Raw genomic sequence first — 23,388 nt, forward strand, 5'->3', positions numbered from 1 at the left:
CGGACAACTATGCCACCCCGATCCTTGCGTTTCGGAGGACTGTCGTCCGTCTATGTTGGCGACCGTTCCGAGCGCTCCCTGATGGCAGCGCCCCGTCCGGTGAAAAGCCCTCTAAGTGGACCTGATGATTCGGTCAATAACGTTTTTGAACTTTCTGTTGCAGCCATCGAGAATGCCGACGCCTTCGCACGCAAGGCCCCGTATTTCCGGCCATTTCGCAATCGCAAAATAATCGGGCGTGGAAAGGCCATCGCCCATCCACGCCCCCGTAAAAGCCCATTCATCCGAATCAACCGACTGAACGGACAGGAGAATCATTCTCTCCGATTCAGACGAGCGGTTCACCCGCCCATGTTTCGGTATCGACCTGTGCCTGCGCTTCGCGGGGATAGCGCGGCCCCGACGGCGCATCGAAACTGAAGAGGTCGTCCACAGCCGCAATCAGATCCGCCGGCCATGCGCGCGACAGGGTCGCCAGATCCTTGTCGAGATGGGCGATGCTGGTCGTACCAGGGATCGGCACGACATGATCGCCCTTGGCCAGCAACCAGGCCAGGCAAAGTTGCGCTGCCGTACAGTCAGCCTGATCCGCCAGCCCCTTGAGTTGCGCGATCAGTTGTAAATTGGCTTCCAGATGCGGCTGCTGGAAACGGGGCATGCTACCACGAATATCGCCCGGCAGCAGGTTGGCGGCATTGGGATTGCCGGCCAACAGACCACGCCCGAGCGGTGAAAAGGCCACGAATGCCGTGCCCAATTCTGCACAGGCATCCAATACGGCGATTTCGGGATTGCGAACCCAGGGTGAATATTCGGTCTGCATCGCCGCGATGGGATGCACAGCATGGGCACGACGCAGCGTCGCTGCTGACATTTCCGACAGGCCGATCGCGCCGATCTTGCCGGCCTCGATACCACGCACCAAAGCGCCGACCGATTCCTCGATTGGCACCTTGGGGTCCAGTCGGTGCAGATAATAGAGATCGATATAATCGACTTTCAGTCGGCGCAGTGAATCTTCCAAGACGCGGGTGATCGCAGCTGGCGAACCGTCCAGTCCGCGCTTGCCGTCAATCTCTCCCAACACGCATTTGCTCGCCAGGGTGAACTCATCCCGGCGATCCATCAGCGTCCGACCCAGCAACTCTTCATTCGCGCCAAAACCATAAAGGGCCGCCGTGTCGAAGAATGTCACGCCCACATCCAGCGCATGGCGCAGCAACCGTTCCGCATCTGCCGCGTCGGGGCGCGGCAGATAAGCATGAGACAGGTTCATACAGCCAAGGCCAATGGCCGAAACGGTGAAGGGGCCGATATTGCGGGTGGGAAGGCTGGTCATGTTTACAGGGGTAATCCTACATAATTTTCCGCGATCGTCGTCTGCGCCGCGATCGAGGATGCGATATAGTCGAGGTCGGCGACCTGCATCCGGCGATCGAACGCATCGCTATCGGGGAAGCGGTGCATCAGCTTCGTCAATTGCCATGAAAAACGTTCGGATTTCCAGACGCGGGCCAGCGCCTTGTCCGAATAGCCGGCCACCGCGTCGCTGTCATGACGTTTGAAGTAATCGATCAACGACTGAGACAGGTAATGCACGTCCGACATGGCCAGATTCAGCCCCTTCGCGCCGGTCGGCGGCACGATATGGGCGCTATCGCCCGCCAGCATCAGCCGACCGTGGCGCATCGGTTCGAACACGAAACTGCGCAGCGGCGCGATCGATTTTTCCAGTGCCGGGCCACGAGTGATATGGGCGGCCGCTTCCGGCCCCAAACGGGTGGCCAGCTCGTCCCACAGCCGATCGTCCGGCCATTCCTCGACCTTCTCGTCCAACGGCACCTGAATATAATAGCGGCTGCGCGTTTCCGACCGCATCGACGCCAGCGCGAAGCCACGAGCATGATTGGCATAGATAAGTTCATGATTGCAGGGTGGCACGTCGGCCAGGATGCCGAGCCAGCCAAAAGGGTACAGCTTCTCATAAGCCGTTGCGACCGAGGCCGGGATCGCCTTGCGCGATGGGCCGTGGAAGCCGTCGCAGCCGCATAGAAAGTCCGCGTCGATCCGATGGGTCGCGCCATCCTTGGCATAGGTGAGATAGGGCGTGTCGCTATCGACATCGTGCAGCGCGACGTCCGCTGCGTCGTAGACGATCTCCAGGCCACGGCCCGCCGCCGCCGCCATCAGATCGCGCGTTACCTCAGTCTGGCCGTAGACCATCACCTGTCGCCCCGTCAGTTCGGCGATGTTGATGCGGATCAGCCGCTCGCCGTCGGCCAGATGGAAGCCGTCATGCGGCAGCCCCTCAGCATGCATCCGTGCGCCCAGTCCCAACCGGTCCATCAGATCGGTCGTGGTGCGTTCCAACACCCCGGCGCGAATGCGGCCCAGCACATAATCGGGCGACGCCCGTTCGACGATCACGGCCTCGATACCCTCGGCGCGCAGCAGATGACCGAGCATCAGGCCGGCGGGGCCAGCGCCGACGATGGCAACTTGGGTCTTCATGATATCCTCTCCAATCCATACGGAATGAGAGGGATGGTGCAGCCTGCGGAGCAAGACGCCCATGGCTGCATCACCTTAACATTTGGATGATCCACCAGCCCTACACGCCGAATCGCGAGCCTTCAGCCTGTAAACAGGTAGGATATGGGCGGGATATGCCAAATCCTTGATGGATGATGCGACAGCCTGGCTTACGCCGCAGGCAAGGTCACCACGCTGTCGGGGGCATCGCGCAGACGCAAATAGAGCTTGCCGTCGAGCGGCGCGGGCGCCTTGAGCGCCGATCCGGTATAGCCCTGCGCCACCTGCGACGCCTGATCGAGCGAAGACGTCGCGCCTACAGCATCGATCAGGAACAGATCGCGACCCCGGATGGTGCATGCCTGCGCGTCGCCTTCGCACGCCACCGCATCGATCTGCGGCAGGCGGGCCAGCGTCACCAGCGGCTGCCAGTCGCTGGCCTCATTGCCGTGCAGCAAACGAAAGTGGAGTGGGCCGAAAAGTGCGGGGGCCATCGCCTTGGGGTCCAGCCGCGCCACCATAACCTTGGGGCCTTCGAGGCGCAAACCATTGGCCGCGGTCAGTCGGATCGGCGCCGCATCCTCATCCATCCGCGCTACTTCGATCACGTCGCTGGCACTCAGCTTCGTACCTTCGCCTGCCCGCACGGAAAAGACCAACTGACCATTGTCCGGCAACAGATTGTCGCCGTTCAGCGCCAGCGCCTTGCCATTTACCGGCGGCGCACCCAGGCTGATATCCTTGCTGAGCAACCCGACCTGGGGTCGTGCTGCCGCCATCGTAACCGCCAGAGTTACAGTGCGTCCGTCGCGAAGCCGGATCCGCGCCGCCATCTCGCTTCCGGCCTCACCCGCGCCTTTGTCCCCTTGCGCCACGAGCCGCAGCCGGTCCACAGCCCCGTCCCGCGTCAGTCCGTCCGGACGTAACAGCAGGCCACCGGCCTCCACACTCTCCACCTGATCCAGCCGCTGACCGGACAGCAGTGCCGCCTTATCCCCAGCATGGAACAACAACCCATCCAGCCGACTGGCTTGCGCATAGCTGCGCAACGACAGGGCGGCGGGCTGTGCAACGCCCTGATACTTCACCTCGATGCTGAGCGCGCCTGGCTTGCGGTCCGTCAACGGCACTGTCAGCGCCAGCCGATCGCGCCCCTGCACCTTCCAGTCCATCGGGCGGGGCGCGCCATCGCCCTGACGCAACATCACGCTTTCCACGCATGCGGGTGCACCGCCCTTCAGCACCAGCCCATTGTCGCGGCCAACCACCAGAGCGGCGTCATCGCCATCGACCTGCCAGCCCCCTTCGTCGGGCATCTGCAACATGAAGTCCGGCCCCTCGAAGCGGTCGAAGCCCCAGCGGCCATAAACATGACCCTCCACAGACCCCTTGAAAGCAGGAGGCAGGCCAGCGCCCGTCAGCACATAGCCACCGCGATCGGCCCTCGCGTCCAGTGACAAATCCGCAGTTTCGCCCGAAGGCGCCTTCAGCGCCAATTTTACGTCGCGCGCATAAGCGGTGGAAAAAATCAGCGGCGCCCCTTCCACCGGCAACACGGTTCCGGCCCGTGCCGCGCACACCGGCGCATCACCGGCACGGCGCAGGCGCGGTGGGCTGTCCGCTTCGATCGCAGGCATCGCCACGACCATTACGGACTTGGGCTTCTGGAAGGAGGGCGCGGCATTGAGCAGCAGCGAAATGCCCTCAGGCTTGCGCACGCTCAGTGTCGGCAGATAGTCGAATTGCGGGCTGCTGAATGCGCCGAATATCTTTGCGATGTCGCGCACCACACCGATATAGGGACTGTAGAAACCATAGCCCGCTTCCCGCGTGGAGGCGAGCTGCATGGCAAGGTCGGTCGGCGCGCCGGTCAGCGTTTCGGCCAGAGAACTGCTGTGCACATCTGCCAGCACCAGCGATTCCCGATTGTCGAGCAGGCAGGAGGCCTGCATCTCGACCACCTTCGACAGGCAATCCTCGTTCAATTTGATCGAAAGACTGCGCGCCAGCGTCGGCGCGACGCTGCGCAGATATTCGGGATGGCTGTTTTCCTGCGCCTTGATCGCCAGCATGAACGCGTCCAGCCGCGACCGGTCGAGCGATGCCTGGTTGAGATCTTGAGTCGCACGCACGAATTCGCCCGGCTTACCCCGCACCGCGTCAGACAGCACGCTTTCCGCGCCACCGGTATCGGGTACCAGAAACAGCACCATCTGGCGCGCACCCTTGGGCACGGTCAGGACCAGCGCCTTGTCCTTGTCCTTCTTCTTCCATGTTTCGGCAAACTGCACCCAGTCCTTGGGCGGCGGGTTGGTCGCCCCGCGCAGGAAGGCCGACACCAGGATGAAGCGCGCGCCCTGATCGGTCGGCAGGTCCGCCTCGACCGACAGGCGATCGCCTTCGGACAGGCTGGGCACCTGCGCGATCGGCAAACTCTGGTCGCCGCGCATCACCAATATGTCCAGCGCAGGGCCAGGCATTTCGAACGGCGCAGGCTCGGCTGCTCCCAGGGACAGCGGCGTCAGGATAGCCAGCGCCATCGCCCCCCAAGCACAGCGGGTGGCTCGCGTCATCCTGTTGATCGGCATTGGCGTCATCTGTTCGTCCGGTATCCTGTTGGCGCGACCCAGACTTCGCCTTTCCCACATGGGCCGGCACAAGCCAAGAGTGGAAGGGTAACGCCCCACCCAGCGCGCGGTTCACTCCGCGCCCGCTTCGCCTTCCTCGGCGATCAGGCGTAACGCCTCCCGCAACAGGGTAACGTCCTTGCCCGCCAGCAACCGCTCGAACCGGGCCTCATGCCTGTCCATGATTTTGTCGACCTGCGCCCGTAGCGCCTCGCCACCTGCCGTCAGCGACAAGGCCAGACTGCGGCCGTCGACCGGCGATTTTTCCAGCAAACCACGTCCTGCCAACGCAGCGATCAGCGGCACCATATTGGCCCGCTTGATGCCCAGCATCCGTCCGATATCGCTCTGAATACAGCCGGGATTGGCGCCGACCAGAATCAGGATCGTCCCTTCGACCGGCCGCAGCCCGATGTCTGCCAACGCCGACCCCAGCCCCGCCATCATCGCCGCAGAAGCGCGCCGCAGCATGTAGCCAAGGCGTGCCGCAACCGGGTCTTGCAGGCGGTCGACGGGGGCGATGGGCTTGTCCATGGCGCCGGCAATAATGCTATTGCCTAGAACAATCAACATTGCTATGTTTCATAACAATAAGAAGGAGACGGGATATGCCTGCATCTGAGATCGCCCTGCTGATCGGGGGCGAATCGCGCACTGCCGCCGCCAGCTTCGAACGCATCAACCCGGTGACGGGCGCCGTCGCGACCATCGCGTCCGCCGCCAGCATCGCGGATGCCACCGCCGCCGTGGACGCAGCGCAGGCGGCCTTCCCTGCCTGGTCGGCGATCGGCCCCAACGCCCGTCGCGCTGCTTTGATGAAGGCGGCCGATGCGCTGGACGCGAAGGCCAGCGACTTTATCGATGCGATGATGGAGGAAATCGGCGCGACCGAAGGCTGGGCGCGCTTCAACCTAATGCTGTCCAGCTCCATGGTGCGCGAAGCCGCCAGCCTTACCACCCAGATCGGCGGCGAAATCATTCCTTCCGACAAGCCCGGTTGCATCGCCATGGCCATTCGTGAAGCGGCAGGCGTCGTCTTGTCCATGGCGCCCTGGAACGCGCCGATCATCCTTGCCACCCGCGCCATCGCCGTGCCGCTGGCCTGCGGCAATACGGTCGTGCTCAAGGCGTCGGAACAATGCCCCCGAACTCATGGCCTGATCGTGCAGGCCTTCATCGAGGCCGGCCTTGGCGGTGGCATCGTCAACCTCATCACCAACGCCCCGCAGGATGCGGGCGATGTTGTCGGCGCGATGATCGACCATGTGGCCGTTCGGCGGGTCAACTTCACCGGTTCGACCGCCGTGGGAAAGATTATTGCCAAGCGCTGCGCGGAAAACCTCAAGCCCGTCCTGCTGGAACTGGGGGGCAAGGCACCCCTGATCGTGCTGGAGGATGCGGATCTGGATGAAGCGGTGAAGGCGGCTGCCTTTGGCGCCTTCATGAATCAGGGTCAAATCTGTATGTCGACCGAGCGGATCATCGTCGTCGATGCAGTGGCGGACGAATTTGCCGCCCGGTTCCAGGCCAAGGTCGCGACCATGATCGTGGGCGACCCGCGCGAGGGCAAGACTCCTCTGGGTGCCGTGGTCGATACGAAGACCGTCGCCCATGTCCAATCGTTGATCGACGACGCTCTGGCCGCCGGCGCGACGCAACTGAACGGCGGGCAGGCCCATGGCGTGCTGATGCCCGCTCATGTCATCGACGGTGTGACGCCTGAGATGAAACTGTTTCGCGACGAAAGTTTCGGCCCGGTCGTGGGCATCATCCATGCCCGCGATGAGGCCCATGCGATCCAACTGGCGAACGATACCGATTACGGCCTATCGGCGTCCGTTTTCACCCGCGACACCGCACGCGGCTTGAAGGTCGCGCGCCAGATCCAGTCGGGCATCTGCCACATCAACGGTCCCACCGTGCATGACGAAGCGCAAATGCCCTTCGGCGGCACCAAGGCGTCGGGTTACGGCAAGTTCGGCGGCCGCGCGGGGATCGACAGCTTCACCGAGCTGCGCTGGATCACCATGGAAACCGAGCCAGGCCATTATCCCATCTGATTTTATCCCTGTTTTTGCGGAGACTTATTCCCATGACCAACATCCTTCATGTCGAGGGCGTCGAGCAGACCGAACTCGAAACCGTTGCCTATACCGTCGAAGGCGGCATCGCCTGGGTCAGCTTCAACCGGCCGGACAAGCGCAACTGCATGTCGCCCCGCCTCAACCGGCAGATGATGCGTGTGTTGGACGAGCTGGAATATCGCGCCGATGTCGGCGTTCTCGTCCTGACCGGCGAAGGCACGGCCTGGTCGGCGGGCATGGACCTCAAGGAATATTTCCGTGAAACCGAATCGCAGGGCCTGGCCGGTACGCGCGGCGCACAGCGCGAAAGCTATGGCTGGTGGCGCCGCCTGCGCTGGTATCAAAAGCCGACCATCGCCATGGTCAACGGCTGGTGCTTTGGCGGCGGCTATGGGCCGCTTTTCGCCTGCGACCTCGCCTTCGCGGCCGAAGACGCGCAGTTCGGCCTGTCCGAAATCAACTGGGGTATTTTGCCCGGCGGCGGCGCGGCCAAGGTCGCAACCGAACTCACCAATTTCCGCAACGCCATGTATCATTCGCTGATGGGGGAGAATGTCGATGGCAAGAAGGCCGCCGAATGGGGCTTCGTCAACGAAGCGCTCCCGCTCGACCAGTTGAACGCCCGCGTCACCGCGGTCGCCAATGTGCTGCTAAGCAAGAACCCGATCGCCTTGAAGGCGACCAAGGATGCCATCCGCCGCGTCCGCGAGATGACCTATGACAATGCCGAAGATTATCTGATCCGCGCGCAGGAATCGGCCAACAGCTTCGACAATGAAGGCCGCAAGGAAGGCATCAAGCAGTTCATCGACGACAAGACATATAAGCCCGGCCTGGGTGCTTACGACAGGTCGAAGCAATCGGTCTGACCGCATAGCCGGGTCGCCTTCACCGGGCGACCCGGCCTCAGGTCGCCGGACATCCGGCATCGTCATGATCCGGCCATAGATAAGGGAGAGGATATGACCCACGATATGCATCGCCGCAGCCTGTTGAAGGCCATGCCTATATTGCCGCTGGCCGGCACGGCTTCGGTGGCCGCTGCTGCCGAGCCTGCGCCGCTGGCAACGCCCGGCCTGACGCTGGCGATGCGCCTGCACGTGCTGATCGGCGCGCCCCAGGAACTGGGCATGGTGGATGGCGTGCGCAAACGGGTCATCCCCATTACCGGCGGCAGCGTCGATGGCCCGCGCCTGACCGGTAAGGTACTGCCCGGCGGTGCCGACTGGCAATCGATCCGTGCGGACGGCACCGCCGACATCCTTGCCCGCTATTCGCTTGAGGCCAGCGACGGCACGATCATATCGGTCGTCAATCCCGGCTATCGCCATGGCCCGGCACCGGTCCTGGCCCGCATCGCGGCGGGCGAAATCGTCAATCCTGCCCTCTATTATTTCCGCACCGCCCCGCGGTTCGAGGTGGCGGCCGATAGCCCCCATGGCTGGTTAGGTCAAACGCTGTTCCTGTGTACCGCCGCGCGCTACAAGGACCATGTCGCGCTGGACATTTTCGCGGTCGGCTGACACGCACAAAATCATAAGAATTCAAGGGCAGGAGCAGGCATGACCGACATCAGGCGGCAGTTGGACGCGGCACCCATGGGCCGGCTCCAGATCGCGGCGATCATCCTTTGCATCCTGCTCAACGCACTCGATGGGTTCGACGTGCTGGCGATCAGCTTCGCCTCGCCCGGCATCGCGACGGAATGGGGCATTGATCGCGCCGCGCTCGGCCTCGTCCTGTCGATGGAACTGATCGGCATGGCGGTGGGGTCCGTATTGCTCGGCAACCTTGCCGATCGCATCGGCCGCCGACCGACCATATTGGGTTGCCTCGTCGTCATGGCAGCCGGCATGGCGGCCGCGACCCAGGCATGGGATGTTCTATCACTCTCCGCCATCCGCCTTGTCACCGGCCTTGGCATCGGCGGGATGCTGGCCTGCACCAACGCCATGGTCGCCGAACTGTCCAACGCCCGCGCTCGCAGCCTGGCCGTCGCGATCATGGCGGCCGGCTACCCGGTCGGGGCGATCCTGGGTGGATCGGTTGCCTCGCAATTGCTGGTGTCGGGCGGCTGGCGCGACATCTTCCTGTTCGGCGGGATCGTCACGGCCATTTTCCTGCCCGTCTCGCTCTGGCTGCTGCCCGAATCGATCGGATTCCTGTTGCAAAAGCGCCCCGAGGGTGCACTGATGCGGATCAACCGCCTGCTCGTTCGCATGGGCCACGCCCCGGCCAGTACCCTGCCGCCGCTTGACAGCACAGCACCGAAACCCGCTTTCGCCACCCTCTTCTCACCAAGCCTTGCCCGCACCACCATAGTGCTGACGCTCGCCTATTTCTGCCACATCATGACCTTCTACTTCATCTTGAAATGGGTGCCGAAAATCGTCGTGGACATGGGTTTCGCGCCGTCGGCCGCAGGCGGCGTACTGGTCTGGGCCAATGTAGGGGGCCTCGCAGGATCGCTGCTTTTGGGCGCGCTCAGCTGGCGCCTGCCGGTGCGCGGCCTGGTCATGGTCGCCATGGTCGCCTCCACCGTTTTGGTGACCCTATTCGGTCAGGGGCAAACGACGCTGGCCGGCCTCAGCCTCGTCGCTGCCTGCGCTGGCTTCTTCACCAATGGCGCGGTTGTCGGCCTCTATGCGCTTGTCGCCCAATCCTTCCCCACGGCAGTACGTGCCGGCGGGACCGGAATCGTCATCGGCATCGGCCGAGGTGGGGCAGCACTCGGCCCGATCCTCGCCGGCTTCCTCTTCACCCTCGATTTCGGCCTGCCGCTAGTCGCGCTGGTCATGGCATCAGGTTCGCTGGTCGGCGCCGCATTGTTGGCGGGACTGCGCCCGCGCCCCGCCTGATAACTTGCAGCCGGACGGCAACAGGCGCATGATTGGACGATCCATCATGTCGACCGCGCCCGTCCCCAGCTTCTACCTTTATGGCGAACCGCAGCGTAGCGTGGCGGAAGGCTTCGTCCATGTCGAAAGCCTGGACGATCGTTCCCGCCCCAGCGAATGGACGATCCGCCCGCATGTCCATCGCGATCTCAACCATATCATCCTGATCGCACGAGGCGGCGGCGCCATGCAGGCGGAGGCGGCCAAGTTCGTTTTCGACGCGCCCTGCCTGCTGCTGATCCCGGCCGGCATCGTCCATGGCTTTACCTGGCACAGCGAATCCAGCGGCCATGTCATCACCATCGCCGATTCCTACCTGCGCCATCTGATCGCCCGTGATGCCGATTTAGCCCCCCTCTTCGTCCATCCCCATGCCGTCGCCCTGCCGCCCGGTGAAGGCTCCGGGGCTGAGGCGATCATTGCGCGCATGGCTCAGGAGTTGGACTGGGCCAGCCCCGGCCAGCGCGCAGCTGTCGAGTCCGCGCTACTCGCACTGATGGTGCTAGCGCTTCGCCATGCGACATTGGTTCAGACAAGCCAGTCCGGCACTGCCCGACAGGCCGCTCTGGTCGCTCGCTTGCGCGAGCGGATCGAGCAACGTTTCCGCCAGCGCGAGCCGGTGGCGGATCATGCACAGGCGCTCGGCGCCAGCCTCACCGCCCTGCGTCAGGCCTGCGCCCATGTGGCGGGCAGTTCCCCCGCCCAGATGCTCGACGACCGCGCCCTGCTGGAAGCGCGTCGCCTGCTGCTCTATTCGCAACTGTCGGTGACGGAGATCGCTTACGCGGTCGGCTTTGAAGACCCCGCTTATTTTTCGCGCTTCTTCACCCGTCATGTCGGCCAACCGCCGCGCGCCTATCGCGCCGCGCGCGAAGGTTGACGCCGCGCGCGGGGGCCCTACATGCGCAGCCATGACCGCGGACAAGCTCATCGACCTGCTGGTGGCCCGGCTGCTGCGCGACCATGGCAAGAGCAAGCATCATTGGCGCAAGGCGATCGGTCCGCTGCGCCTCTACGGCCGCGACACCCATCCCCATTGCAACTGGAACGCGACCCCCACCGGCAATTTTCAGGATATCGCCTTGATCGAGAGCCTGCTCGACGACCTGCGCATGACCCATCCGTTGCTGACCAACTGAAAATCAGAAAGGGCGCAGCGGATGGTTCCGCCACGCCCTTCCTTGCGACCCCGAAGGGAACCCACAGTTAGCCCAGCTGAGTCTCCAGCTCGCCCAGCACGCGATAGCAATCGAACACCTTAGCGACGCTCGAATTGGGGTCGCGGCCTTCGCGGATGGCGCTGATGAATTCGCGGTCCTGCAATTCGATGCCATTGTTGGACACGGCGACACCGGCGAGGTCGATCGGCTCTTCCTTGCCGTTCACCAGATCGTCGTAGCGCGCGATATAGGTGTCGGTATCGCCGATATAGCGGAAGAAGGTGCCGAGCGGACCGTCATTGTTGAAGCTCAGCGACAGGGTGCAGATCGCGCCCGTCTCACTCTTCAGCTGGATCGACATGTCCATGGCGATGCCCAGTTCGGGATGGATCGGCCCCTGCAATGCATGCGCCGACACGATCTTACCCGCCTGATAGGCGAACAGGTCGACCGTATGCGCGGCATGGTGCCACAACAGATGGTCGGTCCAGCTACGCGCCTCGCCCTTCGCATTGATATTCTTGCGACGGAAGAAATAGGTCTGCACGTCCATCTGCTGAACGTTGAACTCGCCCGCCTGGATACGGTTGTGGACGAACTGATGCGACGGGTTGAAGCGACGGGTATGGCCGACCATGCAGACCAGCCCGGTTTCCTGCTGCTTGGCCAGCACGGCCTGCGCGTCCTTCCAACTGTCCGCCAGCGGAATTTCCACCTCGACATGCTTACCCGCATCCATGCACGCGATCGCCTGGGCCGCGTGCATCTGCGTTGGCGTGCACAGGATTACCGCGTCCACATCATCGCGCGCCAGCGTTTCGTTGAGGTCGGTGGTGACATGGCCGATGCCATATTTTTCCGCGACCTTCTTCGTGGCTTCCAGCTCGCGGCCGATGATCGAGGTGACGGTCACGCCGTCGATATTCTTCAGGCCATCAAGATGCTTTTCGCCAAAGGCGCCGGCACCGGCCAGGGCAATACGCATAAATTATCTCCCTCTCCCCTTCAGGGGAGAGGGCCGGGGAGAGGGGCTGTCTCTCGATCCGACCCATATAGTGGTTGAAGGACAGCCCCCACCCAGACCCCTCCTCTGGAGGGGTGGGGCTTAAATTGCTTTACTCCGCCGCGATCGCACTCCCCGTATCGCTGCCGGTCATGTCCAGCCCCTCGCCATTGTCAGGGCGCAGCACCATATGGCCGATCGCGGTGTTGGAGCAGGGCACATGATAATGGCGGTGGAGCGCACGGGTATTCTTGCCCAGCGCCCCGCGCATCACCAGCCACATCACCATTTCGATGCCTTCGCTGCCCGTTTCGCGCAGATATTCGATATGCGGAATCCGGCGCAGATGGTCGCTGTCACCGACCAGACCGTCCAGGAAGCGGTTGTCCCACTCCTTGTTGATCAGGCCCGCGCGCGGCCCCTGCAACTGGTGGCTCATGCCGCCCGTGCCCCAGATCTGGACGTTCAGATCCTCGGGGAAACTCTCGACCGCCTTGCGCACGGCTTCGCCCAGCGCCCAGCAGCGATTGCCCGACGGCGGCGGATAAGTGACGACGTTCACCGCCAGCGGCACGACCTTGCACGGCCAGGCATCAGGCTTGCCGAACATCATGGAGAGTGGCACGGTCAGGCCATGATCGACGTCCATCTCGTTGATGATGGTCATGTCGAATTCGTCCAGCACCAGGCTCTGGGCGATATGCCAGGCAAGGTCGGGATGCCCCTCCACGTCCGGCACGGCGCGCGGCCCCCAGCCCTCATCGGCCGACTTGTAACGCTCGCCGCACCCGATCGCGAAGGTCGGGATGATCTTCATGTCGAAAGCGGAGGCATGATCGTTATAGACCAAAATGACGACATCGGGCTTTTCGGCCTTTTCCCATTCGCGGGTCCAGTCATAGCCTGCAAAGATCGGCCCGAAATAATCGTCCCGGTCCTTGTTGAAGTCCGACGCCACGCCCAGCAGCGGCACATGGCTCGACGCCACGCCAGCAGTAATCCGCGCCATATCAGCGATCCTCTTTCTTCGCGGCAGCGGCCGCTTCATTGGCCTTGATCGACCGCACGCCCTCGGGCGAACGGCCGCCCTTCATCATCATTTCCCGATATTCGGGGAATTTCATGTCGGTCATCGTGCTAACCGCCTCGGCAAAGGGAATGCCATCGGTCGAAAACAGCTTCGCCAGGAAATAGACATTGCCGCCCATGTCCAGACAGCGATTATAATCGCGGGCGATCAAGGCGTCCTTCTGATCCTCGGTCAGCGGCCATTCGTCCATATAGGCGCGCTCGTCCGCCTTGAACTTGGCGCGATTTTCGTCCTTCATCAGGCTCATCGCGAACTGGTTCATATGATAGCCTTGCCGGGCGCGCTTCGCGGTGAACACGCGGGTGCCGGGAATATCTTCCATCTCGGCCAGATATTCGTGGATATCCTGATGCTTGGGATCTTCTGTTATCATAGTCCCCTCTCCTTCAATTTGGCGTCGAGGCGCGGGAAGACGCGGCGGGCATTGCCCGCGAATATCGCGGCGCGCTCCTCGTCACTGATCTCCAGCGCATCGACATAGCGTTTGGTGTCGTCGAAATAGAAACCGGTGGTCGGGTCGATGCCGCGCACGGCGCCCACCATTTCCGACCCGAACAATATATTCTTATTCTCGATCACGTCAGCCAGCAGGTCCACGCCCGGCTGATGATAGACGCAGGTATCGAAGAAGATATTGTTCATCAGGTGCATCGACAGGTCGGGCTTCTTGAGCATGTCCGCCAAACCACGATAGCGCCCCCAATGATAGGGCACAGCGCCGCCGCCATGCGGGATGATGAAACGCAGCGTCGGGAAATCCTTGAACAGATCGCCTTCCAGCAACTGCATGAAGGCAATCGTGTCGGCCGCAATATAATAGCCGCCGGTCGCATGCATCGCCGGGTTGCAGCTGCCCGACACATGGATCATCGCCGGCACGTCCAGCTCGACCATCTTCTCGTAGAAGGGGTACCAATATTTGTCGGTCAGCGGCGGATGGGTGAAATGGCCACCGCCCGGATCGGGATTGAGATTGCAGCCGATGAAGCCCAATTCGGTGACGCAGCGCTCCAGTTCCGCGATCGAATTGGCCATGTCCGCCTTGGGCGACTGGGGCAGCATGCACACGCCGACAAAAGTTTCGGGGAACATTGCTACGACGCGCGCGATCAGGTCGTTGCAGCGGATCGCCCATTCCTTCGCGACGTCGGCATCGCCGACATGCGGTGCCATCGCCGAAGCGCGGGGCGAAAAGATAGTGAGGTCGGCGCCGCGCTCCTTGATCAGGCGCAACTGGTTCGCCTCGATCGTCTCGCGAATTTCCGCATCGGTGATTTCAGGATAAGCTGGCGCAGGCACGCCCGCCTTGAACGCCGCCTTCTGCTCCTCGCGCCAGGCATCATGCCCCTTGGGCAAAACGGTGTAATGACCGTGGCAATCGATAATCAGGCTCATCCGCTTTCGTCTCCAACCTTATTGTGTCACCCCAGCGAAGGCTGGGGTCTCAGGCGTCGGCGCATCACGCCCGCCCAGAAAAATCCCGTCATTCCCGCGAAGGCGGGGATCCATGTCCCAACGATTCCACGATAGCGAAGGCCGGAGCTGGCTTCCCGCCTTCGGGCGAATGACGAAGAGAAAATTCTTCGACTTTACGATTCACAATCGCATCCATCTTCGCGCCCAGCCCTTCCGGCGGCACCTTCACGCCCAGCGCACCGATCGCCCGCTGCCGCTCCACCGTGCCGCGCGTCATCGCCGCGCCGGTGCCAAGGCCCTCCAGCGTCTTGACGACTTCCTCCATCTCGGCGGCGCGGCGCAGCCCATGCACCAGCATCCGGTCGAGATTATAATCCGCCCGGACATCCCATGGCCTTGGCCGCTCGCTCGCATCCAGCGAGGCCAGCACCTCGTCCAGCACGTCCGCCGCGCTGGCCGCCAGCACGCATTCGGCGGTCAACGCCTCGATCCCTTTGATCATCACCGATCGGATCATCTTGATCGACGACGCCCGACCGACAGCCTCACCCACCACCCGGGTCTTGGCAAAGCCCAGCGCCTGCAACCGCCCTTCGGCCTCACCAGCCCGTGCCCCACTCAGCAGCAGCGGTACATTCAACCGCGCCGGATCGACCGGCGCCATCACCGCCACATCGACATAATAGCCGCCGGCCGCCTCGATCGCCTGCGCCGCTGCCAGCTTGGTCTGCGGCGCAACGCTGTTGAGGTCGCAATAAAGCGCTCCAGGCGCGATCAGTGGCGCAGCCGCCTGCGCCACGGCCAGAGCCTGATCCGCCGTCACCAGTGACATTATCAGCGATACGCCGTTCAGCGCATCTGCCAGATTGTCAGCCGCCGGAACGCCGGCTTCGACATAACGAGCCAGCATCGCGTCCCGCGTAGCGGCATCGTCCGTCTTTACATCGAATATGTGCGCAGCCGCCGCCCAGTCCCCTGCCCTTGCAAAGGTGGACCCTGCTTCGCCAAATCCGATCAGACCAATTACCTGCTCCATGGTGACGATCGATGACCCATCGGACCGGAAGCCGCCAATCGAATCCGACACGGCATCATAAGAATTTACGAAGTCATCTCTCCGACGGAAGCCTCTACCGCCGTCATGAACTGCCGCTGCAGGCGGGTCGGTCGCCAGTCGGCGCGGGTGGTCAGGCCGATGGTCCGGCTGATCGCGCCAGGCGCCGGACCGATATCCGCCAGCAACCCCGCGTCCAGCTCCAGCGCCAATTGATCGTAGGAGAGCAACGTCAGATAATCCCCGCTCACCAGCAATTGCCGAATCGTCATCACCGATCCGCATTCGATCGGCACCGCGGGCATATCGCCACCCAGTTCAGCGAACATCGCCTTCCACAATTGCCGCAACGGCGTGCCTTCCGGTGGCAATATCCACGGAAAACGGCGCAGCGCATCGGCATCCCAGCCCGCCGTCAACGGATGGCCGTGCCGCGCCAGGATGGTCGGACGATCCTCGAAAAGCGCGCGCTGCTCCAGGTCCAGCGCCATCGCCGGATCGCGCAGTGCGCCGATCATCATGTCGATTTCGCCGTCCCTGAGCGGCCCCACCAATTCGGCATGCGCGCCTTCGGCCACGCTGATGTCGACCTGCGGAAAATCGGCCCGAAACCGCATGATCGCGTCCGGCAACAGTCGCGCGCGCGACAGCGGCATCGCGCCCACCAATATCCGCCCGCCCTCTTCCCCCTTCAGGTCGGCCAGATCCGCCAGTCCCTGCCGCAATTCCGCGAGCGCCAACCGCAATCGCTGCGCGAGAGCCATGCCCGGCTTGGTCAGCATCACCCCCCTGCCCCGTCGATCGACCAGCCTGCTGCCGACCGCCAGCCCCAGATCGCCGACCGCGCGATGCAGCGAGGGTTCCGCCACGCCGGTCGCCGCCGCCGCCGCCGCATAGCTGCCCGCTCGCGCCAGCGCCACGAACGCCCGCACCTGCGCCGCCGTCACCCGATTGCTGCCAATCAGCCGCAACGCCACGTCGATCCGGGGTTTCAACCGCTGCGCCGCCTCCAGCGCTGCCATGCCGCCCGGCTGCCGGTCGAACAGCTTTACGCCCAGTTGCGCCTCCAGCTTGGCGATACCCTGCGTTACCGCCGGCTGCGTCAGGTTGACCGCGCGCGCGGCCAGGCTGACGCTGCCCTGATCGACCACGGCGGCCATGGCGGCGAGGTGACGGATATTGAACTGATCGGGTTCCATATTTGATGATTATCAAAATTTAATGGCATCGCGCCAGTTCGGATTTGAGCATCCCGCAGCAACTGTCCATGTCGCTGTCCATCTTGGGAGAAGGAACCGGTCCATGTCCAACATCGTCGTCCAGAATATCCAGCGGGCGGACCTCTCCGTCATAGACGGCCTTGCCAAGGCCGGCGTCGCCACGGTCCATGAAGCGCAGGGCCGCACCGGTCTGCTCGCTCCCTATATGCGCCCGATCTACAGCGGCGCCCGCATCGCCGGCAGCGCCGTCACCATTTCGGCCGCGCCGGGCGACAACTGGATGGTCCATGTCGCGATCGAGCAGTTGCAGGAAGGCGACATCCTTCTGCTCGCCCCGACCAGCCCCTGCACGGACGGCTATTTCGGCGATCTGCTGGCCACTTCGGCGCAGGCGCGCGGCTGCCGTGGCCTTATCATCGATGCAGGGGTCCGCGACGTACGTGACCTCACGCAGATGAACTTCCCGGTCTGGTCGAAGGCCGTGCATGCGCAGGGCACGGTCAAGAATACGCTGGGCAGCGTCAATATCCCCGTCATCTGCGCCAATGCGCTGGTCAATCCGGGCGATGTCATTGTTGCCGACGATGACGGCGTATGCATCGTGCCGCGCGCCGACGCCGCGTCCGTGCTGGAGAAGGCACAGGCCCGCGAAGCCGCCGAAGAAGCCAAGCGCGTCCGCCTCGCCGCCGGCGAACTTGGTCTCGACATCTACAATATGCGCCCGCGCCTGGAAGAAATGGGCCTGAAATATGTCTGACAGCCAGACCAGCGCCCGTGTTATGTGGATGCGCGGCGGCACGTCTAAGGGCGGCTATTTCCTGGCCGAAGACCTGCCTGCCGACACCAGCGACCGCGATGCTTTCCTCCTCCGCGTCATGGGCTCGCCCGATCCGCGCCAGATTGACGGCATGGGCGGCGCCGACCCGCTGACCAGCAAGGTCGCCGTCGTCAAGAAATCGGAGCGGGATGGAGTCGATGTCGACTACCTCTTCCTTCAGGTCTTCGTGGACAAGGCTGTCGTTACCGACGCGCAGAATTGCGGCAATATCCTGGCCGGCATCGGTCCCTTCGCCATCGAGCGCGGCCTTGTCGCCGCGCAGGACGGTGAGACTTCGGTCGCCATCTTCATGGAAAATACCGGGCAGATCGCAATCGCCACGGTACGGACGCCCAACGGCACGGTCCGCTATGACGGCGACGCCAAAATCGACGGCGTCCCCGGCAGCGCTGCGCCCATCCCGTTGGAGTTTCGCGATACGGCCGGCTCCTCCTGCGGCGCACTACTCCCTACCGGCAATGCCTTTGACGAGGTGGAGGGCGTGCGCGTCACCCTGATCGACAATGGCATGCCCTGCGTCGTGATGAAGGCGCAGGATGTCGGCGTCACCGGCTATGAAGATCGCGAGACGCTGGACAATGACACGGCGTTGAAGGCCCGGATCGAAGCCATCCGTCTGGCCGTCGGCGAGCGGATGGATCTGGGCGACGTCACGGACAAGTCCGTGCCCAAGATGATGCTGGTCGCCCCGCCGCGCGACGGCGGCGCGGTCACGGTGCGCAGTTTCATCCCCCATCGTGCCCATGCGTCGATCGGCGTGCTGGGCGCGGTCAGCGTGGCGACGGCCTGTCTGATCGAAGGATCGCCGGCGGCCGAAGTCGCGTCGATCCCCGATGGCAACCGAAAGACGCTCTCGGTCGAACATCCGACCGGCGAAACGACCTGCGTCATGGAACTGGATGATAGCGGCACGGTCATCAGCGCGGCCATGCTGCGCACCGCCCGCAAGTTGATGGATGGCGTGGTCTTTTCCTGATCCAGCCATTGAGAACCGTTCGCCCCGAGCTTGTCGAAGGGCCGTTCTTCTGAAAAAAAGGGCCGGGCTTCGACAGGCTCAGCCCGAACGGAGTTTTGGGATATGTCTCGTATCACGTCTTGGCACGGCAATCCGTCCAAACCGCTCTATACGCCACCCGCCGGCGCGATCGACGCCCATTGCCATGTGTTCGGGCCGATGGCGGATTTCCCCTTCAGCGCGAAGGCGAAATATCTGCCGGAGGATGCCGGTCCGGACAAGCTGTTCGCCCTGCGCGATCATCTGGGTTTCGCTCGCAATGTGATCGTGCAGGCCAGCTGCCACGGCACGGACAATGCCGCGACATTGGACGCCATCGCCAGGTCGAATGGCAAGGCGCGCGGCGTCGCCGTGGTCGATCCTGCCATTTCGGACTCCGATCTTGCCGCCCTGCATGATGGCGGCATTCGCGGCATTCGCTTCAATTTTCTGAAACGCCTGGTCGACGACGCGCCCAAGGACAAGTTTCTGGATGTCGCCAAGCGCCTGCCCGCCGGCTGGCATGTCGTCATCTATTTCGAGGCCGACATATTGGAAGAATTGCGTCCCTTCTTGGATGCGATCCCCGTCCCTCTGGTGATCGACCATATGGGCCGCCCCGATGTGACCCAGGGGCCGGACGGCGCCGACATGAAGGCCTTCCGCGCCTTCTTGGAAAGCCGCGATGACATCTGGTTCAAGGCGACCTGCCCCGACCGCCTCGACCCAACGGGTGATCCCTGGAACGCCTTTGCCGATGCGGTCGCGCCACTCGTCGCAGACTATCAGGATCGCGTCCTGTGGGGCACCGACTGGCCGCACCCGAACATGCAGGACAATATCCCGGACGACGGCCATCTGGTCGATATCATCCCGCGCATTGCGCCCACCGTCGAATTGCAACGCAAGCTGCTGATCGACAATCCGATGCGCCTTTATTGGCCCGAGGAAATCTAACCGCCTGGCTTGATATAAGGCACCGTCGCGAAGAGCAGCCGCTCTTCGCGACGCGGGTCGTTTTCGATGGCGACCTGACGGTCGAAGATCATCGTCGGCCGCGTATCGAGATCAAATTGTGGCCAGTCGGCAATGGCGCGATGGTTCGGGTTGCCGGTCCGCGCGAATGCGATGAAACTGTCCGCCATCTGCCCCGCCAGCCGCCGCGCATCGGGGCTGGTACCGGTACGCGATCCCGCCGCATCGACATTGTCGAACACCAGCGGGATATCCAGCGTGTGGAACGCCCCCAATATCCCGCCCGCTTCGGGACAGGGAAAGTCGAGCTGATACATCCAGGTCGGGGCATCGATGCGCGCGCGCTCCTCCGCCTGGATCAGATGCCCCGGCCAGGATCGGCCCGCCGTCGTCGCCGCCAATAATATCTGCCCTGGACTGCGATCGGGATAGAGTTGGCGATAGCGGCGGATGACATGATCGGGTGCCAGATCCTTGACCGTTTCGCGCGCCAGCCGGTCAGGCAGATTATCCCATGTCGTGTCACCCGCGCGCAGCATCTTTTCGATCCACAGCGCGGTTTCGTCATGGGTGTTGCCGACGATCAAAGGGATATGCGCTGCTTCCCGCGGGGCGTCGGGGAAGAAGGGATGACGGGCGAGCACGCCATGATCCAGCGTGGAAGTGAAGCTGATTTCACCCTTGCCTTCCAACGGATCGGTCATCGCCATCGCCTCGACCAGCCGTTCGATCGGCAGCCGCATCAACGTCGCAATATCGGGTGCGCCAGCCTTTTCCATCCACGCCTTCGCCCGGCGGGTAGCGTGCATCGGTCCGGCGGCGGTGACATGCTGGCCACTCATCGTAGCTGCAGCATGGAAGAGCGGACGCGCCTCCGCCATCGCCATCAGCGTCACCACTTTCGCGCCGCCGCCCGACTGGCCGAATATCATCACGCGGTCCGGGTTGCCGCCGAACCGGGCGATATTGTCGCGCACCCATGTCAGCGCCAAGATGATGTCCAGATTGCCGACATTGCCCGATTCCGCCGGCCCACCAAGCCCCGCCAGATAGGCATAGCCCATGGCCGCCAGCCGGTGGTTCAGCGTCACCACCACCACATCGCCGCGTCGGACCAGATTGCCGCCGTCATAAAGCGGATCGCTGCCCGACCCATGGGCGTGGGCGCCGCCATGGAGATAGACCATCACCGGCCGGCGCCCGGCATCCAGCGCCGGCGTCCAGACATTGAGGAACAGGCAGTCTTCGGACGTCGCCTCGGTCGCTTTGGTCTGGGGCGCGGCTGAGCCATAGCCGGTCGCGTTGGCTATCCCCGTCCATGGCCTGGGCGGATCGGCGCGACGGAAGCGGGTCGTGGCCGTATCTGCGCCATAGCGGATTGCGCGAAAGACGAGCACGTCCTTTTCGATCGTGCCCTGGACCTTTCCATAATGGGTCGTCGCGATTGGGCTGGAGCGGGTTCGGGCTGACGCGGCGATCGGGGCCGCCGCCATCCCGGCCAGCAGGGTGCGGCGGCCCATGTCGATCACGCCGTCATTTCCGTGCAGAGCTGCCGCATGGCGGGCAGCGCCGGATTGGCATTGTCGCGGCGCCAGGCCATGTGCAGTTCCACCGGCTTTTCCTGCGGCGTCATCAATCGCCGGAAATGCACGTCGCTCATATGCAGACCGGTGGCGCTTTCGGGCACGATAGCCGGCGCGACGCCGGCATGGACGAGGCCCAGCATCGAATGGATCTGAGTGACATGCTGCACATAGAGGGGCGCCGCCGCAACCTCATTGAACAGATGCTCCAGCATATTGTGGAAATAGGCCGCGCCCTGCCGCGAATACATGATGAGCGGCTGGCCATCGAAATCGGCCGGCGTCAGCGCCGCCATCGCCTTGCGCGGATCGCCGGGCGGCAGCGCGACGAACAAGGGTTCGTGCAGCACGCAGGCGCTGTCAAATTCATGACGGTTCACCGGCGGGCGGACGAAACCGATATCCACCAGACCGGTGAGCAGCGCGTCGACCTGATCGCCCGACACCATTTCCCGCAATTCCAGCTCTATATTGGGCAGTACCGCACCGGCCTGCGCCACGACGCGCGGCACGATATTATAGCCCGATACCGCCGTGAAGCCGATGGCAACGCGCCCCGCGTCGCCCTTCGCCACGCGTCGGGCGGACAGAGCCGCACTGTCGGCCAGCCGGACGATCCGCCGCGCCTCGATCAGGAAGACGCTGCCGGCCGGAGTCAGGCTGACCTGACGACTGGTGCGCTCCAGCAGCTGCACGTCCAATATCCGTTCCAGCAATTGGATCTGCCGGCTGAGCGGCGACTGGGTCATGTTGAGCCGCTGGGCCGCCCGGCCGAAATGCAGTTCTTCGGCGGCAGCGACGAAGCAACGGAGCTGGCTGAGTTCGAACATCATGCCAGACTATCCGCGCCCGTCGCCTTAGTCACGCAGTTGCGCGTTCGATCAGGACACGCAGTTGCGCTTCTTCTTCAGCCGACAGATCGGTGAGCGGGGAGCGCACCGGGCCGGCATCGCGGCCGATGATCCGCATGCCGGCCTTCACGATGGACACGGCATAGCCGCGCCCCTGATCGCGCAACGCGATATAGGGCAGCACGAAATTGCGCAGTTGCTCCATCACAAAGGCCTGATCGCCCGCCCGGACGGCGGCATAAAAGCGCAGCGCCCAGTCCGGCATGAAGTTGAAGATGGCGGAACTGTAGGTCGTGACCCCCATGGTGAGGTAAGGGGTGGCGAAGGTTTCGGCCGTGGGCAGACCCCCGATATAGGTCAGGCGATCGCCCATCCGCGCATAGATGCGGGTCATCAATTCGATATCGCCCACGCCGTCCTTGAAGCCGATAAGATTGGGGTTGCGGTCGCACAGGCGTGCCAGCGTCTCGTCATTCACGATCGCATTGTCGCGATTATAGACGATGACGCCAAGGCCGGTCGCGCGGCAGACCGCCTCGATATGGGCGGCCAACCCCTCCTGCTTGGCGTGCATCAGATAGGGTGGCAGCAGCAGCAGACCGTCTGCGCCTGCCTTTTCCGCATCGCGGGCGATGCCGGTAGCGATCGCCGTGCCATAACCACAGCCGGAAATGACGGGGATGCGACCATTGGTTTCCCGCACCGCCGCGCCGACCACCTGCGCCACTTCGTCAGGAGACAGGGAGAAGAACTCCCCGGTGCCACCGGCCGCGAACAGGCCTGTCAGCGCATGTTCCAGCATCCACCCGCAATGATCGCGATAGGGGCCTTCCTGAAATGCGCCCTCTGCATCGAAGTGCGTGACCGGAAAGGACAGCAGCCCCTGGCCGAGCTGGCGCGCCATATCTTCGGGGCTAAAATGGCTCATATCCTTGCATCTCCTCTCGTCGGCACTGTCTGTCCCTGCCGATGTTCGAGATGCTGAATAGGAAGGAGCCGGGCATATGGTCCAACTCAAAGATGCGCATGATTGATGCACGGCTTGGCATGATCGCCTGCGCCGT

22 protein-coding genes are annotated in these 23,388 nt (G+C 63.4%); 9 read left to right on the forward strand and 13 right to left on the reverse strand.

What is annotated here, in order from left to right; all coding sequences use genetic code 11:
• Nucleotides 1-328: 328 nt before the first annotated feature.
• The 4 genes from F4U95_RS17145 to F4U95_RS17160 all read right to left on the reverse strand — a co-directional run bounded on the left by F4U95_RS17145 (nt 329) and on the right by F4U95_RS17160 (nt 5,693).
• A complete protein-coding gene (locus F4U95_RS17145) occupies nt 329-1,339 on the reverse strand; it encodes an aldo/keto reductase (RefSeq protein WP_150426554.1) in 1,011 nt (336 codons plus the stop codon).
• 2 nt (nt 1,340-1,341) lie between these two features.
• Complete coding sequence (gene pobA / locus F4U95_RS17150) at nt 1,342-2,511, reverse strand: 4-hydroxybenzoate 3-monooxygenase (protein WP_120253394.1); 1,170 nt, start codon at nt 2,509-2,511, stop codon at nt 1,342-1,344.
• A gap of 191 nt (nt 2,512-2,702) precedes the next feature.
• Nucleotides 2,703-5,105 (reverse strand): hypothetical protein, encoded by a 2,403-nt coding sequence (locus F4U95_RS17155; RefSeq protein WP_425505078.1) that lies wholly within the window; start codon nt 5,103-5,105, stop codon nt 2,703-2,705.
• Nucleotides 5,106-5,231: 126 nt separating this feature from the next.
• Complete coding sequence (locus F4U95_RS17160) at nt 5,232-5,693, reverse strand: MarR family winged helix-turn-helix transcriptional regulator (RefSeq protein ID WP_211363301.1); 462 nt, start codon at nt 5,691-5,693, stop codon at nt 5,232-5,234.
• Nucleotides 5,694-5,767: 74 nt separating this feature from the next.
• On the opposite strand from F4U95_RS17160, the gene F4U95_RS17165 reads away from it, so the two are divergent.
• From F4U95_RS17165 to F4U95_RS17190, 6 genes are all read left to right on the forward strand, one after another.
• Nucleotides 5,768-7,219, forward strand: a complete 1,452-nt coding sequence (locus F4U95_RS17165; protein ID WP_150411943.1) for an aldehyde dehydrogenase — start codon at nt 5,768-5,770, stop codon at nt 7,217-7,219.
• A gap of 32 nt (nt 7,220-7,251) precedes the next feature.
• Nucleotides 7,252-8,112, forward strand: a complete 861-nt coding sequence (locus F4U95_RS17170; RefSeq protein WP_120253396.1) for a p-hydroxycinnamoyl CoA hydratase/lyase — start codon at nt 7,252-7,254, stop codon at nt 8,110-8,112.
• Nucleotides 8,113-8,205: 93 nt separating this feature from the next.
• Nucleotides 8,206-8,766 (forward strand): DUF3237 domain-containing protein, encoded by a 561-nt coding sequence (locus tag F4U95_RS17175; protein WP_120253397.1) that lies wholly within the window; start codon nt 8,206-8,208, stop codon nt 8,764-8,766.
• 39 nt (nt 8,767-8,805) lie between these two features.
• A complete protein-coding gene (locus F4U95_RS17180; protein WP_120253398.1) occupies nt 8,806-10,101 on the forward strand; it encodes an MFS transporter in 1,296 nt (431 codons plus the stop codon).
• 46 nt (nt 10,102-10,147) lie between these two features.
• Complete coding sequence (locus F4U95_RS17185) at nt 10,148-11,020, forward strand: helix-turn-helix domain-containing protein (RefSeq protein ID WP_120253618.1); 873 nt, start codon at nt 10,148-10,150, stop codon at nt 11,018-11,020.
• A 31-nt stretch (nt 11,021-11,051) separates the two neighbouring features.
• On the forward strand, nt 11,052-11,279 hold the full coding sequence (locus F4U95_RS17190; protein ID WP_120253619.1) for a hypothetical protein: 228 nt from the start codon (nt 11,052-11,054) through the stop codon (nt 11,277-11,279).
• A gap of 67 nt (nt 11,280-11,346) precedes the next feature.
• Here F4U95_RS17190 and F4U95_RS17195 read toward each other — a convergent pair whose 3' ends face one another.
• The 6 genes from F4U95_RS17195 to F4U95_RS17220 form a co-directional block, all read right to left on the reverse strand.
• Nucleotides 11,347-12,285, reverse strand: coding sequence for a Gfo/Idh/MocA family oxidoreductase (locus tag F4U95_RS17195; RefSeq protein ID WP_120253399.1), 939 nt, complete (start codon nt 12,283-12,285; stop codon nt 11,347-11,349).
• 130 nt (nt 12,286-12,415) lie between these two features.
• Nucleotides 12,416-13,312, reverse strand: a complete 897-nt coding sequence (locus tag F4U95_RS17200; protein ID WP_120253400.1) for a class III extradiol dioxygenase subunit beta — start codon at nt 13,310-13,312, stop codon at nt 12,416-12,418.
• 1 nt (nt 13,313) lies between these two features.
• Nucleotides 13,314-13,766 carry a protocatechuate 4,5-dioxygenase subunit alpha gene (gene ligA, locus F4U95_RS17205; protein WP_120253401.1) on the reverse strand — a complete coding sequence of 151 codons (453 nt, stop codon included), beginning with the start codon at nt 13,764-13,766 and terminating at the stop codon, nt 13,314-13,316.
• Nucleotides 13,763-14,788, reverse strand: coding sequence for an amidohydrolase family protein (locus F4U95_RS17210; RefSeq protein ID WP_120253402.1), 1,026 nt, complete (start codon nt 14,786-14,788; stop codon nt 13,763-13,765). Before F4U95_RS17210 ends, ligA begins: the two co-directional genes overlap by 4 nt.
• Before the next feature lie 88 nt (nt 14,789-14,876).
• Nucleotides 14,877-15,845, reverse strand: coding sequence for an NAD(P)-dependent oxidoreductase (locus F4U95_RS17215; RefSeq protein ID WP_120253620.1), 969 nt, complete (start codon nt 15,843-15,845; stop codon nt 14,877-14,879).
• 65 nt (nt 15,846-15,910) lie between these two features.
• Entirely contained in the window at nt 15,911-17,062 is a 1,152-nt protein-coding gene (locus F4U95_RS17220) for a LysR substrate-binding domain-containing protein (protein ID WP_120253403.1), read from the reverse strand.
• A 103-nt stretch (nt 17,063-17,165) separates the two neighbouring features.
• Here F4U95_RS17220 and ligK point away from each other — a divergent pair, with 103 nt between their 5' ends.
• The 3 genes from ligK to F4U95_RS17235 all read left to right on the forward strand — a co-directional run bounded on the left by ligK (nt 17,166) and on the right by F4U95_RS17235 (nt 19,872).
• Nucleotides 17,166-17,840, forward strand: a complete 675-nt coding sequence (gene ligK / locus F4U95_RS17225) for a 4-carboxy-4-hydroxy-2-oxoadipate aldolase/oxaloacetate decarboxylase (RefSeq protein WP_120253404.1) — start codon at nt 17,166-17,168, stop codon at nt 17,838-17,840.
• Complete coding sequence (locus F4U95_RS17230; protein ID WP_120253405.1) at nt 17,833-18,897, forward strand: 4-oxalomesaconate tautomerase; 1,065 nt, start codon at nt 17,833-17,835, stop codon at nt 18,895-18,897. Before ligK ends, F4U95_RS17230 begins: the two co-directional genes overlap by 8 nt.
• A gap of 102 nt (nt 18,898-18,999) precedes the next feature.
• Nucleotides 19,000-19,872: an amidohydrolase family protein gene (locus F4U95_RS17235; protein ID WP_120253406.1), complete on the forward strand. Its 873-nt coding sequence runs from the start codon at nt 19,000-19,002 to the stop codon at nt 19,870-19,872.
• Here F4U95_RS17235 and F4U95_RS17240 read toward each other — a convergent pair.
• The 3 genes from F4U95_RS17240 to kdgD are packed head-to-tail and all read right to left on the reverse strand — an operon-like array spanning nt 19,869 to nt 23,252.
• On the reverse strand, nt 19,869-21,410 hold the full coding sequence (locus F4U95_RS17240) for a carboxylesterase/lipase family protein (protein WP_170267503.1): 1,542 nt from the start codon (nt 21,408-21,410) through the stop codon (nt 19,869-19,871). The genes F4U95_RS17235 and F4U95_RS17240 overlap by 4 nt on opposite strands.
• Before the next feature lie 5 nt (nt 21,411-21,415).
• Nucleotides 21,416-22,306, reverse strand: coding sequence for a LysR family transcriptional regulator (locus F4U95_RS17245; RefSeq protein WP_120253408.1), 891 nt, complete (start codon nt 22,304-22,306; stop codon nt 21,416-21,418).
• A gap of 28 nt (nt 22,307-22,334) precedes the next feature.
• The gene (kdgD, locus tag F4U95_RS17250; protein ID WP_120253409.1) at nt 22,335-23,252 is read right to left on the reverse strand and encodes a 5-dehydro-4-deoxyglucarate dehydratase; all 918 of its coding nucleotides are present in this window, start codon (nt 23,250-23,252) and stop codon (nt 22,335-22,337) included.
• Nucleotides 23,253-23,388 lie beyond the last annotated feature (136 nt).

The organism is Sphingobium limneticum (genome assembly GCF_008710165.1).
Classification (GTDB): Bacteria; Pseudomonadota; Alphaproteobacteria; order Sphingomonadales; family Sphingomonadaceae; genus Sphingobium; species Sphingobium limneticum.